Annotated in this window: 15 protein-coding genes and 2 pseudogenes; 6 read left to right on the plus strand and 11 right to left on the minus strand. The window is 59.7% G+C overall.

The annotated features are described in order from the left end of the window. The first annotated feature begins 307 nt into the window (after positions 1-307). A complete protein-coding gene (locus ABIC76_RS00145; protein WP_354533517.1) occupies positions 308-643 on the plus strand; it encodes a hypothetical protein in 336 nt (111 codons plus the stop codon). A gap of 538 nt (positions 644-1,181) precedes the next feature. Here ABIC76_RS00145 and ABIC76_RS00155 read toward each other — a convergent pair. The 5 genes and pseudogenes from ABIC76_RS00155 to ABIC76_RS00175 all read right to left on the minus strand — a co-directional run. Further along, positions 1,182-1,616 carry a hypothetical protein gene (locus tag ABIC76_RS00155; RefSeq protein WP_354532545.1) on the minus strand — a complete coding sequence of 145 codons (435 nt, stop codon included), beginning with the start codon at positions 1,614-1,616 and terminating at the stop codon, positions 1,182-1,184. Positions 1,617-1,661: 45 nt separating this feature from the next. Beyond that, positions 1,662-1,976 (minus strand): hypothetical protein, encoded by a 315-nt coding sequence (locus ABIC76_RS00160; protein ID WP_354532546.1) that lies wholly within the window; start codon positions 1,974-1,976, stop codon positions 1,662-1,664. Between the two features lie 45 nt (positions 1,977-2,021). Continuing rightward, complete coding sequence (locus ABIC76_RS00165; RefSeq protein ID WP_354532547.1) at positions 2,022-2,336, minus strand: hypothetical protein; 315 nt, start codon at positions 2,334-2,336, stop codon at positions 2,022-2,024. Between the two features lie 5 nt (positions 2,337-2,341). After that, complete coding sequence (locus tag ABIC76_RS00170) at positions 2,342-4,648, minus strand: RHS repeat domain-containing protein (RefSeq protein WP_354532548.1); 2,307 nt, start codon at positions 4,646-4,648, stop codon at positions 2,342-2,344. Between the two features lie 445 nt (positions 4,649-5,093). Then, positions 5,094-5,546 (minus strand): annotated as a pseudogene (locus ABIC76_RS00175) (SOS response-associated peptidase family protein); the annotation flags it as partial. A 386-nt stretch (positions 5,547-5,932) separates the two neighbouring features. Here ABIC76_RS00175 and ABIC76_RS00180 point away from each other — a divergent pair. After that, positions 5,933-6,355 (plus strand): nuclear transport factor 2 family protein, encoded by a 423-nt coding sequence (locus tag ABIC76_RS00180; protein ID WP_354532549.1) that lies wholly within the window; start codon positions 5,933-5,935, stop codon positions 6,353-6,355. A gap of 190 nt (positions 6,356-6,545) precedes the next feature. Here ABIC76_RS00180 and ABIC76_RS00185 read toward each other — a convergent pair whose 3' ends face one another. From ABIC76_RS00185 to ABIC76_RS00195, 3 genes are all read right to left on the minus strand, one after another. Continuing rightward, positions 6,546-6,935, minus strand: coding sequence for a hypothetical protein (locus ABIC76_RS00185; RefSeq protein WP_354532550.1), 390 nt, complete (start codon positions 6,933-6,935; stop codon positions 6,546-6,548). Positions 6,936-7,087: 152 nt separating this feature from the next. Beyond that, positions 7,088-7,534 (minus strand): hypothetical protein, encoded by a 447-nt coding sequence (locus tag ABIC76_RS00190; protein ID WP_354532551.1) that lies wholly within the window; start codon positions 7,532-7,534, stop codon positions 7,088-7,090. 418 nt (positions 7,535-7,952) lie between these two features. Continuing rightward, a complete protein-coding gene (locus ABIC76_RS00195) occupies positions 7,953-8,186 on the minus strand; it encodes a hypothetical protein (protein WP_354532552.1) in 234 nt (77 codons plus the stop codon). A gap of 75 nt (positions 8,187-8,261) precedes the next feature. On the opposite strand from ABIC76_RS00195, the gene ABIC76_RS00200 reads away from it, so the two are divergent. Together ABIC76_RS00200 and ABIC76_RS00205 are read left to right on the plus strand one after the other, a co-directional pair. Then, positions 8,262-8,843: a TetR/AcrR family transcriptional regulator gene (locus ABIC76_RS00200; RefSeq protein WP_354532553.1), complete on the plus strand. Its 582-nt coding sequence runs from the start codon at positions 8,262-8,264 to the stop codon at positions 8,841-8,843. Positions 8,844-9,196: 353 nt separating this feature from the next. Next, complete coding sequence (locus ABIC76_RS00205) at positions 9,197-9,889, plus strand: RraA family protein (protein ID WP_354532554.1); 693 nt, start codon at positions 9,197-9,199, stop codon at positions 9,887-9,889. 154 nt (positions 9,890-10,043) lie between these two features. Here the strand turns inward: ABIC76_RS00205 and ABIC76_RS00210 are convergent, their stop codons facing one another. Then, complete coding sequence (locus ABIC76_RS00210) at positions 10,044-10,952, minus strand: LysR family transcriptional regulator (RefSeq protein WP_354532555.1); 909 nt, start codon at positions 10,950-10,952, stop codon at positions 10,044-10,046. Between the two features lie 114 nt (positions 10,953-11,066). Between ABIC76_RS00210 and ABIC76_RS00215 the strand changes: the two genes are divergently transcribed. Beyond that, positions 11,067-12,056 (plus strand): SLAC1 anion channel family protein, encoded by a 990-nt coding sequence (locus ABIC76_RS00215; protein WP_354532556.1) that lies wholly within the window; start codon positions 11,067-11,069, stop codon positions 12,054-12,056. A 38-nt stretch (positions 12,057-12,094) separates the two neighbouring features. Here the strand turns inward: ABIC76_RS00215 and ABIC76_RS00220 are convergent. Further along, a pseudogene (locus ABIC76_RS00220) lies at positions 12,095-12,380 on the minus strand (SOS response-associated peptidase family protein); the annotation flags it as partial. Between the two features lie 145 nt (positions 12,381-12,525). Beyond that, a complete protein-coding gene (locus ABIC76_RS00225) occupies positions 12,526-13,209 on the minus strand; it encodes a hypothetical protein (protein WP_354532557.1) in 684 nt (227 codons plus the stop codon). Positions 13,210-13,343: 134 nt separating this feature from the next. Here ABIC76_RS00225 and acnB point away from each other — a divergent pair, with 134 nt between their 5' ends. Continuing rightward, complete coding sequence (acnB, locus tag ABIC76_RS00230; protein ID WP_102067722.1) at positions 13,344-15,929, plus strand: bifunctional aconitate hydratase 2/2-methylisocitrate dehydratase; 2,586 nt, start codon at positions 13,344-13,346, stop codon at positions 15,927-15,929. The last annotated feature ends 59 nt before the right edge of the window (positions 15,930-15,988 follow it).

Below are 15,988 nucleotides of genomic sequence, written 5' to 3' on the forward strand. Positions count from 1 at the left end.
ATATTGAGCGCGCTGTGCGCATCGCAGTTGGGGCGGGAAACTCAGTGCGAGAGATTACGGAGGGGTGGACTAAGGTCCACCAAGTCGTACATATGCGCGATGTCTTGGTGCCGACGCTGCGCGATGACATACAGCGCGAGGTGCCCTCGTTGCGCTACTGGTCAACAGGAGGAACTCCGCACAATGCTGCCGAAGAGGGCTTTTTGTGCGACAAGTATGGAGTGGGGCTGGTGTTTCCCCGCGAACTAGACAGCGGCTGCCAATCAGGTTGTACGCAAGCGAAATCTCGCGACAAGCTTACGTGATTATGAATCCAAGAACAGTCCACGAACTGATACGCAAGCATTTCCCCACCACGGGTGAGGCGACGTTGGCCTGGGTAAATGTCGCGGACCGAAGCGGCTTACGTGAGAAAGACCTCTTGAGGTTGCTCGACGAGTACATCCCTTCGGAGCAGCTGCTTGTTGAGGCCAAACGGAACGTCGCAGCGTTTCTTCCAAAGGCGGATGTCATCCGGTTCGTCTGTGAACACCTCGGCGAGGCGAATATTCGCATTTGCGATAGGGAGTTCCGTGGCTTTGTTGCTGTGGCTATGAATGGTGTCGCGGCGGGGTGGTCGCCAAACGACAGCGAAAAGGAGTGACGCGTCATGGGGCAGAAAGCTGCCGCCCTCGAGCTAGAGCTATACAGAAGAGTAGATGAGGTTCTGCACTATGTTTGGGACCCAATTGGAGTCTCATGGTGCCCCGCCGCCCGCGACGAATACCAGAGGTATCTGCCAAAGGTGTTTGCCCTGTTGCAGGAGGACGTAGGGGCGCCGTCCGTCGCTGCGTACCTGGACGAGGTAGCGACGACGAGAATGGGGCTGGAAGCGAGGCCAGAGCATTCCCTGCGTATCGCCCAATTGCTGCTCGAATGGAAGAGTGGGATCTACTGCGGGCAGTAGTAATGCCGTGGCGGACCGCTCGTGCAGCCAGCGCCAGGCCATCGGTTATCCGCCGGTGCTTTGCGGGGTTCGAGATGGAGGCGGTGGATATCAATTACACCGTGGGCGGCGGGCAGGGGGTGGCGCGGCGGGAGGTGATTATCTACAGCTGGGATCGGGCGGCGGAGCCGGTGGGGTTGTTCTAGCGCGAGCATGCGAACGGCCTTGGGCTGTTCGTATGCCGGCCGCGCGCCGCTCAGCCGCTCAGCGTGGGTTCCAATTGACCGTGCCCAGCGCTCGTCGCGAATGCCCTTACATAATCATCGACGGTGGCCAGGGCGGCGAAGTCGACTTCCTTTCCCTGACGCGCTGCTCGTTGCGCTGCCAACTCGCCCAGCGTGTCTAATTCTTCGCTCGTGATCGACCAGACACCGATGTCGGTTCCGAACTTGTCAGTCGGACGCAACTTGTCAGCGGGCACCCGCAGCGTCTCTGCAATTTCGTTCCAGGCGGAACGAACTGCGGACTCGTCGAGATTGCGGCCAGCGTAGAACTGGCTGTAGATCTCCGCATCGGTGAGCGAGATCCGCTGCGACAAAGCGTGCAGGCCGGTGTTGCTTCGCTTCCGACGGAGCAACACTGCTCCGCCGCCAAGTGCAACGGCGAAAGCAGCGATCAGGTATAGGTTCATGAAGGCGTCCGTCGGAAGGGCAGGCGTCTGTGAAGCGGCGGTTCGCTACCGATCGTAATCTACGCAGAACAAGCCGAGCTCAGTCTCCAGCCGATTTGCCAAGTCTTTCGCCTGTCCGCGCGATGCAACTACAACGTCTTCTAAGCCGTAGAGCAGAGCGCCGGAATCGTCCGCCGGAACCACGGAGATGACCTTCAGTTTTCCGGTGAAGTTACCGAGGGGCTCCACATGCTTGCCATTAGCACGCAGGTCGACGACGTCTCCGACGCTGGGCGGCGAGGGGGCGTCAACGGTCCCGGTCACGTTGCCGTACGCGGTGGCCGGACTGTCGAAGATGCTGAAGTCGATATCAATCTGCATGGTTAGAGAACCGCTCGACGACTCGACAAAGCCACGACACCATGCTTACAAGCCCGCATCAGGCGCCGCCGAGTCGCCACCAAAATAACTATCGAAAATCTTCCCGTTCAAAACAAAGTTGACCATCCAAGAATCCTCTCCGTGTCTCTTGGGAACTATGTCATCCACTAGTTTTGCGATCCTCTTTCTGTCCAAGGGGGAGACGTCACTAACCCCATCCGTCGCCACAGAAAAAAGAACAAAGTTGAAGTCATCTTGTATTTCGTAGGAGATGGCGTCTCTTACGAACGGAGAGTTCTTCGTTATTTCCGAAATGCAGATCTCTGCGATCCCATCATCCACCAATTTGTTCTTCTCCATAAATTTCACCTTGCAGGTCTCTGGGGATTTGGCGAGGCAATCTGTCGCAACACCTCGGGCGGCACTTGGCATCCCATGACCTTGGCTTCCATGACCTTTCTCGCAAGTCCGGTCTTCAGCCCAGTAATTTGCGCATCATGCCCCAGCCACGTCCCCTTGCCGGCGATCGCGCCGCCGGGGTTCTCGGAGTAGGCGTTCTCGAAGAAATTCCATTTGTCAGCCAGTTGTTGCCTGATTTTTGTTTCAAGCTTCCCCGAGATGTCTCGGATCTGGCGCTGAAGTTCTTCGCACGGATCGCCAGTCTTGCAGGCATCTGCAATCTTGGATATTACAGAGCCGATCGTTCTCTTAGCACTATTGGCGCTCGGATCAATTTCGTCTTCAGGGTAAGGTGACGGCTTATTTGCTTGAGGCCCCACGGGCACAGGTACGGGGGGCCGATAAGTCGTCATCCCTCCGACCACAACTTCAGCATGAGCGGAAGAGATGATGCTGCTCAACTGCCGTTTGAACCATCCAACGACCCTGTTCCAAGCGTGGGCGACCATATTGCGCACGGCTTGCAAGGTCGTGGGCTGGGAAATTGCCCGTTCGCTTTGCGTGACACTGAACGGGCTGATCTGGCTGTTCTGTGTCGAGGCTTCGGGAAGCGTGACGTTGTCTAACACTTCGATGAGGCGGTGCGCAGCATCGTAGACATACCGCGTCACAAAGCTCTGCGGCCCGAGCACGGCGGTAGCCCGGCCGAAGGCGTCATATTCATACTGAATATGTTGGTCATCAAACTCGTAGTCGGTCAGCAAGCCTCGGGCGTTGTACCGAAACTTGAGGTGAACTCCATGAACGTCGGTGGCCTCAAGTACACGGCCGGCTGCATCATATTGAAGAACGCTGCCGGTCTTGCCTTCCGGGTTCGTGACAGATTGGAGGTCGCCCTGTGCGTTGTATGCGAATGTCCATGTGCCAGTGATCTCATTGTCGGTACGCTCCGTGGCCGTTAAGACGCGGCCGCCGCCGTCGTATGTCCACTCTGTACGCTCCACGGCGCCAGAAGCTGGAGCTCCGAAACCTTGGCTACCATTGGCATCGCTCGTCGGCGTAACGGTGTACGAGAGCAAATTGCCGTTCGCATCGTAGGAAAACGCCTCAATCTTGTTCGGTGCCGCGATACGGGCTGCCAAACCATGTTGGGGATCCCATTCCGTTGTAGTTGTTTTCGCGTCTGGAGTTCCCGCACCCTCGATGCGCTGGGTTTCTCGGCCGAGCCGGTCATAAGCGTATGACGTTGTTGAGCCGTCGTACCCTGTCTTGCTCGTCGGATTGTTATTGGCGTCGTAGCTCGTGCTCTGCGCGGTGCTGCCGCAAGTCGGGCAGGGGGCTGAGACGCCCGTGGGCAGCAGCACGCCGTTTTGCTGCAGGAAGGTGTATGTGCTGGTTGTACCCGACGGAAGCGTGACGATCGTCTGTCCGTTCGACGGATACTGGAACTGGTAGCGATCTGAGGAGGGTGTCACCTCGCTGCTGATGGCTCGCCCGCGGTCATCGTAGGCATACGTTGTGTAACGAACGCCGGCCTCGTCTATCACGCCGGTCAAGGCGGTCGGGAACCGCGTGTTCTCGTAAACGTATTGACGGTTGTTGTTGTCCGGCCAAGTGACAGTCGTCAGCATGCCGGAGGCGTTATAGGCGTACTTTGTGACCGCGCCATCTGGAGCGGTGACAGTTGCGACACGTCCGCTGGCGTCGTATGCGAATGTCAAAGCACGGCCACTCGGCGCTGTTACCGTCGTCAGGCGCTTGGACGTGTCATACGCCAACTGAGTAGTACGCCCGTTACGCTCCCGTACGGATTGCAAGCGACCGTCGGCATCGTATGTCTCTACAACGCCGGTTTGGCCAACCTTGTAGAGCCATCCGGTCGTGGCCCCATTTCCATCAATGACTGCCTGTAGGGTGTCACTGCTGCTGGCAGTTGACCAAACAGCGCCGTTCTTTTGGAAGTAGAGAATAGAGCCGTTATCGCGCCACGCGGAAACCTGGGGCGTCGCGAACCGGGCGATATTCGTATCCAGCGCGCGTTGCCAGTTGAAGAGCCACTTTCCCGTGCCGGCGTTAATTCCAAAGGTCACGTATGAGCGATAGGCTCGCGTCAGAGGAAGCTCCGCGCTGGCACTGTCATTCTCGACGAGGATTTTTGTTCCTGTACCGGGGATAACTGGATACGCAACGGTGCAAGCCTGGACAGGTTGGCGAGGCGTGCAAATGTTATCCGGGGTGAGCGAGCCGTCTGGGCAGGCAAGCTGGGTATACACCGGCCAGCCTCGAGTCAGAGTGCGTGGAGAACTCCACTCACTGGGCACCCTTACAACGAGGCTCAGTTCGCAACTGTTTGGGCCGGACACCTTGCTGCCAACAACGTCGTACTCGCCCCATCCGGTCGACATTGTTTTCGGTGAGTGCGCGGAACACAGATACCTTCTACCGTCTGGGACAGATAGCCGTCGTCGCCGATGAACATCGTAATGGCGTTGTCAGCTTGTGCGGGCAGTGAAGCCGCCCCCATCGCGACAGCCATGGCCAGTCGGACTGCATAGAAAATCCGGTGCAATACGCTTGTCATCAGCCTGTGATTCCCCACCATTCTCGGCTCTCATTGGTATTTTTGGTGTCGGGACTTTAAGGCATAGCGTTCGCAGATCGATTTCGACTAATTACTATCTGATCTAACGAAAACCGAACCCGTCTGACGCGTCTCTGTCACGTCGCCGTGCGATGCGCGTAATACGGCCGCAGCTTGTCCTCAAGAATCGCATCTGATGCATCGAGGTCGCGCGCTTCCGGGTTCAGCCACGCATCGATGTTCTCTGGCTTGATCGGAATCAGCACGCGGTCGTGCCCCGTCGCCGCAATCTCCGGCGGCGGATCCTCGGTGATGATGGCGAACGACAGCAGATCCTTTTCGCCCGGCTTGGTGGCGCGCCAGTGTGACCACACGCAGGCGACGAGCAGCGTCTGCGGCGGGTCGGGGCGGAATTCGAGCACGACGTTTGTGCCGTCCGGCTGCTTCACTTATTCATAGAACGCGTCGACCAGAATCAGGCCGTGCGTGTGGCCGTATTGGCCTTTCGAGAAGCCGCGCAGGTTGTCGCGGCGGGCGCAGTAGATGCCGGGATATTTCTGGACGTAGAACGCGGGCTTGCCGCCATAGCGGTCGCCAATGGCCTTCAGTTGCTCGGTGCTGAGCGCGAGGTATTCGATGCTACGGGTCAACGTAGACAATGCAGACGTGGACGGAGGCGCACCTGGGAGGCGCTGGAGCGCCTTCCGCGCGGGCACTGTCGCCGCCTCATCATCCCCATCTTTCTACGCCAGTTCGTAGATCCGCTGGGTCGGCGGTGGTCGTATTTTGCGAAGTCTACCGGCTAATTTTGGGAGGCTTGGTGAAGACCTTCCTGCTACTTGCGATCTCGGTGCGCGTGCGGACCTGAAACCAGGCGACCTTATACCGGTTGGCCACCAGATCGAGAGTCGTCCGCCTTTCAAGAATTAGCCATTGGCGAAAAATGGTCCTCTACAAATGACAACGGGATTACGTTATGGAGAACGTGGAAAACGTTGGTACGAGCTATGTCGGTCAGGTCCGGTCCTTTTTTGAACTTCTCTGCAAGAAGGATATCGACGCATGGATACAACTGTGGCATCCCGATGCGAAGATTTTGGTGTTTTATCCGCCTGAAGGATTCGGATCAAGCATTCAAGGTGCGTCAGCGATCTCCTCAGCGTTCCGCTCTCTGTTTAACAATTTCCAGAGTTTTGACGCTGTTATCTCCGACATCTATCCTGCCGCCGATTCGGACGCGGTCGTCGTCGAATACAGAAATCGAGCGATACTGCGAAACGGGTCCGAATACACGAACTCGAACATCGCAGTGTTCCGGTTCAGGCACGGTCTGATCAGCGCGTATCACGACTACTTCGACCCTCGCAGATTTCAGCAGGTAGTCGACGCTCTGCCTTGACAGACAAGGCAAGGAGAGGGGCAGGTTGCCCGCGTACCAGGCATTTTTTTTCGAGCGAGTTTGTGGCTCCGTTCATCGGCCAGGAGCACTCGACGGATGTCGTCGGAGGCGAACTTCCGGCTCTCGACATCGTGTCGGCCTAAGTGACTGGGTGCGCGAAAGGTGAGGTCACGCCGATGAAGGGGCGCACCTAGTTGCGCGTAACCTCGAATTTCGGAAGCGCTTCTGCAAAGTGCGCAGTGGGGGGCCGGTTGGATCCTTCCTCGGCATGCTCGATCTGGGCGTTGGGCGCCAGTGCGTGAATGCGAGCGAGCATCTCAAGCAGTGCATTGATAGTGTGCTCGGTCCACTCCGGCCCTTTGCGGTAGTCAAACGACACGCACTCGATGCTTTCAACGCTGATCGTCAGGTAGGGCAATTCGACGCCGGCGATTGACAGGCCAACAAGCCCATGGCGGAACAATTCGATTTCGCCATCGATGAATGCCCGTGCAGGCGCTGGGAGGGCGGAGATCGGGACATCCCTATTGTCTTTAATGTGCCAGGCTGTTGAGTTCTCGGAAGGCTGGGAGTGCGACATGACCCACTCGTACACGGCGACCGCTTGGTCTCGGGTCAGGTCTCTCACAAACAAGTCTGGCAGCGATCCGTCGTCCTTTTTGAAAAGATCATGGATACGTTGCCAACGTGCAGTCAGTTGCTGCGCGGCTGGGTCCGCGGGCTTCTAGATGTTCATACCCGGGCGCGAGAAGATGCCACCAACGTGCCTGCGCCATCGAATTCAGCGAAGTGGGATGCTGCAGGCAGGATGCGTCCGGCTTCCAACGTTGCCCCAAATACGTACCGCTTTCCTGGGGCGCCCCAGAATGCCTCATCGATATTCGCCATGCCGAACTCGACATCGCACGCGATGCAGGGCTGGTTGTCGGCGTAGAAGAAGACGAGGTGCGAATGGCCGCCCATAACAGTGCTGCGGAGCCAATCGTCCAGTTTCTCTTCTGTCAGCGTTGATAGATCGAGGCGGTTCCCGGCCAGCTGATTCCAGTCGAGACCGCCACCGCCTGGAAACCATGGCAGGCGGTTCAAATGGTCGCCGAGTTGGGCTGCGACTTCTACGGGGAGTGTCTTCGCCTTACCCGTATGGAGCCATTGCTGAACGTGCGTGCTTGTGATGTACATGTCTGGGTCTGCGCCGTGGCGGGGGCAGGAAATCAGCGTCACCGGCACGACCGCAAATTGAGCGTTAGAACGCGTTCAAGACCCTCCGCCAAGTCATTGATTCTATTGCCCCGAATGCCCGGCAATTTCATTGGGTTTCTGTGCCGAAAATCCGATCTAAGGCGTTGATTCCTATTGCAAAACAGCGCTTCGCTGGCGCCCCGCATCGGACGCAGGATTCGGTAACTACATATGGCATTGCGGGGTTGTATTCAGGAGCCGTTCGGAAATCGTCCGAAATTATGCTCCATCGCGGCGGGCAGGGGATGGCGCGGCGCGAGGTGGTGATTTACAGCTGGGATCGGGCGGCGGAGCCGGTGGGGTTGTTTTAGACGTAGCTTGACCTCCTGAATCCGCAGGCCGCCGTCGACGGCGCGCGCTACGTGACATTCAAATGCGTAATTCGCTCGTGCGCGTCGGTGAGATGGAATCCATGTTGCTCGATATCGTCCAGGCACGAGTTCACATCGACGCCACGATGCGGCTCATCCGGGTGCATGTCGAGCACCTTGAACGGGGTCCACGGGCCGTGCCGCTCGGGCAGATTGGTGCCGCGGTCATCCAACGTGAACCCGAATATGCGGCCTTGCCCTCGGAATATGTGTACTTGCATGGTGTTCTTCAGTTGGGCCATTCTCAAAAGGAGAATGCCACTTTACACTGTGTAAACTAAGCCGGAGTTTACACAGTGTCAAGTTCAGAGCCAACGACGCGCGCGCGCATCCTGCAAGCCACATTGGCGCTCATCGAGGGCGGTGCAACCGGCATCACGATGAGCCAAATTGCCAAGCAGGCGGGCCTGTCGCGCCAAGCGCTCTATCTGATTTTTGAGAGCAAGGCGGATCTGTTCGTTGCGCTGCTTCGATATGTCGACGGCAAGCGGGGAATTGTTCAGGAGCAGGCGCGCATCAGGGCGGCCGAGAACGGGGTTGCTGCACTGCTTGCCCTTGTGGACCGGCAGGCTCGGCTGTGCCCCGCGTATAAGCCGCTGGCAGATGCCTTTGAGCTTTTGCGGCGGCAGGATCCCGATGCGGAGCAGGCATGGCAAGACAGGCAAAGCGATCGCCTGGAAGGCTGCCGCGTTGTGGCGGGGCGTCTTAAGGCGGACGGCATGCTGCGCGATGGGATCACAGTTTCCGCGGCGGCAGATCTCATCTGGTCGGCCACCTCATCTGGGACTTGGGACGATCTGGTGGTCAAGCGCGGATGGAGTACTGCAGCGTATCGGCGCCACATTGGCGAAGTCTTGCGGCTGTCGCTTGTGAAATGAAGGGGCGGGGCTGCCTTTTGGCATAGGTTCGGAGTGGCGGAGTCTGCCAATCGGCTTTGCGGCAAAGCCCCTCAAAAAAAGGGGACCATCCGGCCGCCCATCCTACCCATGCGCCATCAGCTCCATGGCCGCCCGAGCCAGAAGCCCGCTGCGTGTCTCATGCCGTTTCTCGGCAAACCGTGCGCACCACTGCCGCTCAATGCGTGTTGCAGTGCGTTGTATTGGATACAACAGCAGTTTGCACGGTACAACGGGTTAACGCTACTGGCATGGCGCCGCCTTACCGGGATAGAGTTGTTTCGTTAGATACACCATTGGTGTACAGAGTAAAACTAACGAAAAAGGACCAAGCCATGCAAGCCGACACAAATCAACCGATCATCCGCGACATCGACCGCGTACCGCCGCATCTCGTTGAAGCGGCTGCGAAGTTTCAGGCCGCCATCCTCGCGGATGTGGCAGGCAGACGCGGTACCGTGCACGGCCGCGTGAAGCCGCTGTCGTCGAAGATGAAGGTGGCGGGGCCGGCGGTTACGGTCGAGGTCCGTCCGGGTGACAACCTGGCGATTCATGCCGCGTTGGCCATCGCCAAGCCGGGCGACGTCATCGTCGTGGACGGCAAGGGCGACATGACCTGCGCGCTGCTAGGCGAGATCATGGCGACGCAAGCGAAGGTCAGCGGTATCGCAGGCATCGTGATCGACGCCGCCGTGCGCGATTCGCATGAACTCGCCAACGGCGACTATCCGATTTTCTCGGCCGGTCTGAACCCGTGCGGCCCCACGAAAAGCGTGGCCGGTCGCGTCAACCATCCGATTTCCGCCGGCGGCGCAGCGGTCAATCCCGGCGATCTCGTGGTCGGCGATGCTGATGGCGTCGTCGTGATTCCGCGTGCGGATGTCCCGCGCATCGTCGAACTTGCGCAGAAGAAGCTCGACGCCGAAACGGCGCGCATTGCGGAGATCCATCAAGGCGGTCTGCGACGGGGCGGCCTCGACAAGGACCTGCGCGCGGTGGGCATGCTGGCTGAAGGGGAGGCGCTGTAACGGGCGAGTGCTTGAAAGCGTGTTTTGACGCAGCGTCGGCAAACTGCGGCGAAACCCTAAAAAAGAGCGACCAACCGTTCGCCCGTCCACGAAGCGGGAGAGTGACACGTGGATCAGCGAGTATCCCGACGGCGTAGAGCAAAGCAAAAGGCAATCAGATACTCAGATCTTCCAACAGAGCTTTCAAACGCGGTCCGACAAAATCAAGAAATGCGCGCAGCTTCAATGGCAGGATTCCCTGCCCAAGGTAGACAAGGCTGACGGGCCACGGTGCAGGTTCGAACGCCTCGAGCGCGGTCGTGACCGCACCGGCACGCACCGCCTCCGCCACTTGGTAGGAGAGCACGCGAGTCAGGCCCACGCCGGCCACCGCCGCGTCGATTGCGGCTTCGGCGGTGCTCACGACCAGCCGCGAGCGGATGGGTATCTCGACCTCTGCCTGACCCGACAGGAAGGTCCAGACTTGCTTGGATGCAATCTGTTCCATGGTGATGCATGCATGGCCGATCAGCTCCTGGGGAGTCGTCGGCGTACCATGTTCGGCGAAGTAGGCAGGGCTCGCGCAAACGACCCGACGCGTTGTGCCGATCCGCGTGGCGATGAAGCTGCTGTCGGGTAGGTCACCGATCCGAACGGCGACGTCGACCTGGTCTTCAAGAAGGTGCAGCACGCGATCGGTCAGCACCATCCGCACATCGATGTCCGGGTAAGTGGCAAGAAATTCGGCGACCACCGGCAACAACTGCAGGCGTCCGAAAACAAGGGGCGCCGTAATGACGAGTTCCCCCTTAGGCGCCGCATATTCCCCCGACGCGGCGCGCTCTGCCTCTCCCACTTCCTCCAGAATGCGCCGGCATGCGGCGACATAGGATTGTCCGGCTTCAGTCAAGGCAAGTTGCCGGGTAGAGCGATGCAGCAATCGGGTTTTCAGGTGCGACTCAAGTTCTGCAACCTTGCGACTGACCGTTGCAAGCGGTATCTCGAGCCGGCGCGCTGCTGCAGAGAAACTCCCGGCGTCGACCACCGCCACCAAGATCGACATGGATGCGAAACGGTCGGCCATTTCTCATTTTTTGGAAGGATTATTCCAAATATTGCCAGATTATCTTTCTGCGTGAAAACATCTACCATTCTGGCTTCCCGTCGGCGGCCGCGCCGAGAATTTGGAGAACGGGCTGTGTCGACACTTTCGCGTACCCATCCGCCGGCTTTGCAACGAAACGCTTCCATCAAAAATCTGCCCGTCAATTTGTTTGCGTCGGTAATGGGTATGGCTGGACTCTCCATCGCATGGCGCCAAGCCAGTCAGGAATTTGGTGTCACTCCACTGATATCGGCAGCGGCCGGTGTGCTGGCCATCGTCGTGTTCCTGGTGCTCGGCGGGGGATATCTCGCCAAGGCGATCCGACATCCGGATGCGGTCCGCGCTGAGTTCCGACATCCCATCGCAGGCAACTTCTTCGGCACGATCACCATCGCTATCCTGCTGCTCTCCGCGGTCGTTGGGCAAGTGAGCCAGCCCATTGCCGAAGTCATTTGGAGCGTCGGCACCATTGCGACGATCGCCCTATGTTTCACGATTGCGAGCCGACTGCTGCAGGGCAAGATAGACGCCGCGCACGCGGTCCCTGCGTGGTTTATCCCGGGAGTCGCCACGCTGGACATCGCTGTTGCAGGTGGGAACATGCCGATGCTGTGGGCCCATGAAGTCAACATGTTCGCGCTGGCCGTTGGAACGATGATCGCGCTGCTGTTCTTCACGATGATCATGTCGCGAATGATTCATCACGAGCCTTTGCCCGCAGGCATGGTTCCTTCGCTGCTGATTCTGATGGCACCGTTCGAAGTGGGCTTTCTTGCCTACACCAACTTTACGCAGCGCGTTGACACATTCTCTGGGTTGCTCTTCTACTTCGGCCTCTTCATATTCCTTACGCTGGCGCCCAAAGTATTTCGCAGGGGAATTCCGTTCGCGTCCGGCTGGTGGGCCATCAGCTTTCCGATGGCGGCCCTCGCAAGTGCTGCGCTGAAATATTCGATGTTCGTTCAGACCTGGCCCGTGACGCTGATTGCGATCCTCCTCCTTGCCATGCTGAGCATCGCGATCGTGGTTCTTTTCGTCAGAACACTGCACATGCTTCTCAATGGCAAGCTGCTGGCTGGTTGAAGTGGTCGCGTGAAAACAGCGGTACCCAGAGCGACTCTTCACGTTGCAGAGCGATGCGTGAAGTACAGTCGCAGCTTGTCCTCAAGAATCGCGTCTGACGCATCGAGGTCGCGCGCTTCCGGGTTCAGCCACGCATCAATGTTCTCTGGCTTGATCGGAATCAGCACGCGGTCGTGCCCCCGTCGCCGCAATCTCCGGCGGCGGATCCTCGGTGATGATGGCGAACGACAGCAGATCCTTCTCGCCAGGCTTGGTCGCGCGCCAGTGTGACCACACGCAGGCGACGAGCAGCGTCTGCGGCGGGTCGGGGCGGAATTCGAGGACAGGTATCCGCGCCCCCGATCACGATCCGGCGCTTCACTGGGTCCGCGCCGAGGCGCTCGATCTGTGCCGGGCGGCATACCCAGAGAATCCACCTGAAGATTTGAGCTGACCGCCGAGCGGCAGCAATTTCCGTATTGCCATCTTCTCAGGCTGTCGCGGAAAACAGGCTTCCCGAGCTTTTCCCTTCAGCTTGCTGCGCCTGTGCGAGTTGGCCCTGCGCAGTTTCAAGTGCTGCCGATACCGCTCTCGCTTCCGTCGACAGGGCCTGCAGTTTGGCGGCGGCCTCCTTGTCGACACTGGCTTGTTTTGATTCGGTCTCGATCTGGCGCTGCAACGCCGAAAGCCGTTGCCGCAGCGCGTTGATCTGCGCCTTCAACTGCTTGACCACGGGGCTGTCGCCGGATTCCGCGCCATCGCCCGATGATGCTTTCAAGCCAGTTGAAGAAGGGGCTCCATCTGCGGTGGGGCGAACTCTATCGCCTTTCGACGCGGATGGGGGCGTCATTGCGCTCTCGGCTGAAGCGTTGGGTGGCCGGCTCTGCGACGGGAGCGCGGCATTGATGGCGACGGACGGATCGACTCGCATAGCATTGTTTTCGTTGGGCTTTGGCAAGGCGGTCATGCGCTTGCCGCTATACATCGGAACCTCCTTCGGCATCTTCCCCCGGAACTTGAGGAGGTACGCAGTCGAAATCGACGCCGCGCCTCGTCTGGCCAAGTCATTGGTCGTGTTGCCGCCGCTCGAAAAAGCCGATCTAACTGTTTGTTCTACATGGGAAAAATCAAAATCACCGATCGGCGCTGAATATGAGGGAAGGCCGTTTCGCAAGCTCAACTCTTATATAAGATATAAGACATTTGACCGTGCGGGGTATTGCGATTAGAATCGCGCCCAAGCGGCGCCCCGGACAGCTCGGGGTGCCCTAAAAGATTCCCCTGTAACGTCATCTCAGCAGGTCTTCCATGCTTGAAAACTATCGCGCTCACGTGGCCGCTCGCGCCGCGCTCGGTATTCCCCCGTTGCCGCTGACGGCTCAACAGACCGCTGAACTGGTCGAACTGCTGACGAACCCGCCCGCTGGCGAAGAGCAGACCCTGGTCGACCTGATCACCCATCGCGTGCCTGCCGGCGTGGACGAGGCTGCTCGCGTGAAGGCCGGCTTCCTGGCCGCCGTGGCCAAGGGCGAGACCGCCTGCGCGCTGATTTCGCGTGCCCACGCCACCGAGCTGCTCGGCACGATGCTGGGCGGCTACAACATCCAGCCGCTGATCGAACTGCTGTCCGACGCCGACGTCGGCGCGACGGCCGCAGAAGCGCTGAAGAAGACGCTGCTGATGTTCGACCAGTTCCATGACGTGAAGGAACTCGCCGACAAGGGCAATGCCAACGCGCGCGCCGTGCTGCAAAGCTGGGCCGACGCCGAATGGTTCACGAGCCGTCCGGAAGTGCCGGAAAGCCTGACCATCACCGTGTTCAAGGTCACGGGCGAAACCAACACCGACGACCTGTCGCCGGCCCCGGACGCCACCACCCGCCCGGACATCCCGATGCACGCGCTGGCGATGCTGAAGAACGCACGCCCGGGCATCACGCCGGAAGAAGACGGCAAGCGCGGACCGGTCAAGTTCATTGAATCGCTGAAGGAAAAGGGTCACCTGGTCGCCTACGTGGGCGACGTGGTCGGCACCGGCTCCTCGCGCAAGTCGGCCACCAACTCGGTGCTGTGGTTCACGGGTGAGGACATCCCGTTCGTTCCGAACAAGCGCTTTGGCGGCGTGTGCCTCGGCGGCAAGATCGCCCCGATCTTCTACAACACGATGGAAGATGCCGGCGCGCTGCCGATCGAACTTGACGTGTCGCAGATGGAAATGGGCGACGTGGTCGAACTGCGCCCGTACGAAGGCAAGGCACTGAAGGACGGCAAGGTCATCGCCGAATTCCAGGTGAAGTCCGACGTGCTGTTCGACGAAGTGCGCGCCGGCGGCCGCATTCCGCTGATCATCGGCCGCGGCCTGACCGCCAAGGCGCGTGAAGCGCTGGGCCTCGCACCGTCAACGCTGTTCCGCCTGCCCCATCAGCCGGCCGACAGCGGCAAGGGCTTCTCGCTGGCGCAGAAGATGGTCGGTCGCGCGTGCGGCCTGCCGGAAGGCCAGGGCATCCGTCCGGGCACGTACTGCGAACCGAAGATGACCTCGGTCGGCTCGCAGGACACCACGGGCCCGATGACCCGCGACGAACTGAAGGACCTGGCGTGCCTGGGCTTCTCGGCCGACCTCGTCATGCAGTCGTTCTGCCACACCGCCGCGTATCCGAAGCCGGTGGACGTGAAGACGCACCAGACGCTGCCGAACTTCATCAGCACCCGTGGCGGCATCGCGCTGCGCCCGGGCGACGGCGTGATCCACTCGTGGCTGAACCGCATGCTGCTGCCCGACACCGTCGGTACCGGCGGCGATTCGCACACGCGCTTCCCGATCGGCATCAGCTTCCCGGCGGGCTCCGGCTTGGTCGCCTTCGCGGCTGCCACCGGCACGATGCCGCTGGACATGCCGGAATCGGTGCTAGTCCGCTTCAAGGGCAAGATGCAGCCGGGCGTCACGCTGCGCGACCTCGTCAACGCGATTCCGCTGTACGCGATCAAGCAAGGCATGCTGACGGTTGCCAAGCAGGGCAAGAAGAACATCTTCTCGGGCCGCATTCTCGAAATCGAAGGCCTGCCTGACCTGAAGGTCGAGCAAGCGTTCGAACTGTCGGATGCATCTGCCGAGCGTTCGGCCGCGGGTTGCACGGTGCACCTGAACAAGGAACCGATCATCGAATACCTGAACAGCAATATCACGCTGCTCAAGTGGATGATCGCGCAGGGCTACCAGGACGCCCGCAGCCTGCAGCGCCGCATCAAGGCGATGGAAGCATGGCTGGCGGATCCGCAACTGCTGCAACCGGATGCCGACGCTGAATACGCTGCCGTCATCGAGATCGACCTGGCCGACATCCACGAGCCGATCGTGGCTTGCCCGAACGACCCGGACGACGTGAAGACGCTGTCCGACGTGGCCGGCGCGACCATCGACGAAGTGTTCATCGGCTCGTGCATGACCAACATCGGTCACTTCCGTGCCGCGTCGAAGCTGCTGGAAGGCAAGCGCGACATCCCGGTCAAGCTGTGGGTGGCGCCCCCGACCAAGATGGACCAGAAGCAGCTGACCGAAGAAGGTCACTACGGCGTGTTCGGCACGGCGGGCGCACGTACCGAAATGCCGGGCTGCTCGCTGTGCATGGGCAACCAGGCACAGGTGCGCGAAGGCGCGACGGTCATGTCGACGTCCACGCGTAACTTCCCGAACCGTCTGGGCAAGAACACGAACGTGTATCTGGGCTCGGCGGAATTGGCGGCGATCTGCTCGCGTCTGGGCAAGATCCCGACCAAGGAAGAGTACATGGCCGACATGGGCGTGCTCACCGCCAACGGCGACAAGATCTACCAGTACATGAACTTCGACCAGATCGAAGACTTCAAGGAAGTCGCCGACACCGTGCAGATGTAACTGCGTTGTCGCAGCTGCGTCGGGTCGTTCCTGATGCGCAGATGTGTGATGTGAAAAAG

The sequence above is a fragment of the Ralstonia sp. 1138 genome, from assembly GCF_040544795.1.
GTDB classification, from domain to species: Bacteria; Pseudomonadota; Gammaproteobacteria; order Burkholderiales; family Burkholderiaceae; genus Ralstonia; species Ralstonia flatus.

What these genes read in the sequence shown, in the direction of transcription:
- ABIC76_RS00145 (WP_354533517.1), top strand. Translation starts at nt 308, where the DNA reads ATGAATCCAAGAACAGTCCACGAACTGATACGCAAGCATTTCCCCACC.
- ABIC76_RS00155 (WP_354532545.1), bottom strand. Translation starts at nt 1,616, where the DNA reads ATGAACCTATACCTGATCGCTGCTTTCGCCGTTGCACTTGGCGGCGGA.
- ABIC76_RS00160 (WP_354532546.1), bottom strand. Translation starts at nt 1,976, where the DNA reads ATGCAGATTGATATCGACTTCAGCATCTTCGACAGTCCGGCCACCGCG.
- ABIC76_RS00165 (WP_354532547.1), bottom strand. Translation starts at nt 2,336, where the DNA reads ATGGAGAAGAACAAATTGGTGGATGATGGGATCGCAGAGATCTGCATT.
- ABIC76_RS00180 (WP_354532549.1), top strand. Translation starts at nt 5,933, where the DNA reads ATGGAGAACGTGGAAAACGTTGGTACGAGCTATGTCGGTCAGGTCCGG.
- ABIC76_RS00185 (WP_354532550.1), bottom strand. Translation starts at nt 6,935, where the DNA reads ATGTCGCACTCCCAGCCTTCCGAGAACTCAACAGCCTGGCACATTAAA.
- ABIC76_RS00190 (WP_354532551.1), bottom strand. Translation starts at nt 7,534, where the DNA reads ATGTACATCACAAGCACGCACGTTCAGCAATGGCTCCATACGGGTAAG.
- ABIC76_RS00195 (WP_354532552.1), bottom strand. Translation starts at nt 8,186, where the DNA reads ATGCAAGTACACATATTCCGAGGGCAAGGCCGCATATTCGGGTTCACG.
- ABIC76_RS00205 (WP_354532554.1), top strand. Translation starts at nt 9,197, where the DNA reads ATGCAAGCCGACACAAATCAACCGATCATCCGCGACATCGACCGCGTA.
- ABIC76_RS00210 (WP_354532555.1), bottom strand. Translation starts at nt 10,952, where the DNA reads ATGGCCGACCGTTTCGCATCCATGTCGATCTTGGTGGCGGTGGTCGAC.
- acnB (WP_102067722.1), top strand. Translation starts at nt 13,344, where the DNA reads ATGCTTGAAAACTATCGCGCTCACGTGGCCGCTCGCGCCGCGCTCGGT.